This window comes from Brachyspira sp. SAP_772, from assembly GCF_009755885.1.
Taxonomy (GTDB): domain Bacteria; phylum Spirochaetota; class Brachyspiria; order Brachyspirales; family Brachyspiraceae; genus Brachyspira.
On sequence record NZ_VYIX01000069.1, the window covers coordinates 1 to 911 of the forward strand.

General features: G+C 29.3%; 2 protein-coding genes. Both read left to right on the forward strand.

Annotated elements, in window-relative coordinates; translation table 11 throughout:
• Nucleotides 1-426 (forward strand): aminotransferase class I/II-fold pyridoxal phosphate-dependent enzyme (locus GQX97_RS12620; protein ID WP_157152244.1); only part of this gene is annotated, 426 nt, incomplete at its 5' end.
• 24 nt (nucleotides 427-450) lie between these two features.
• The coding region (locus GQX97_RS12625) for an aminopeptidase (RefSeq protein WP_198391234.1) at nucleotides 451-911 on the forward strand (461 nt) is incomplete at its 3' end.

Here is a 911-nt window from a genome sequence, read left to right on the forward strand (position 1 = left end):
AAAGCCATAGAATATAAACAAATACTTGATGTTCATACTAGCATGCCAGACCAAATGGCTATTGCTCAATATATAAACAATAGCGACTTTGATAAGCATATAGAAAAAATAAGAAAACTTTATCATAAACAGTGCAATGCTATGATTAATGCTATAGAAAAATATTTCCCAAAAGAAGTTAAATATACAAAGCCTGAAGGYGGAATGTTTATATGGGTAGAGCTTCCAAAAAATATTAAATCTGTGGAGTTAGCAAATGAGACTATAAAAAGAAATGTTGCAATATCTCCGGGTGACCCTTTTTATAATAAAAAAAGAAATGTAAGCACTTTTAGATTGAGTTATTCAAACTGTTCTGTAGAAAATATTGATAAGGGAATGAAGATAATAGGCGAAACTATAGATAAAATGCTTAAATCAAAATAAATTAATAATTAGGAGTAAATAAAAATGAAAGATATAAGAATAGAAAAATTAGCTTACAATCTAGTAAACTATTCATGCAGATTAAAAAAAGGAGAAAATGTTTTAATAAAGGTTTATGGTGAGGGAGAAGAAAGAAGCCTAGTAATGGCAATAATACAAGAGGTTTATAAAGTAGGTGCTAATCCTTTTGTKTGGAATCATGACCCAGAGATAATGAGAGAATTATTAAAAAAATGTAACGAAGAACAGATAAAAACTTGGGCAGAATCTGACTTAATGCTAATGAAAAAAATGGATGCATATATTGGTGTTTGGGGAGGCAACAATAATGCTGAGAACTCTTCAATTAAAGAAGAAAATTATAAAATATATGAGAAACTTTATTTAGACCCTGTACATATGCATCAAAGAGTAAAAAATACAAAATGGCTTGTATTAAACTACCCTTCTTCTTCTATGGCACAGCAAGCTTCTATGAGTACAGA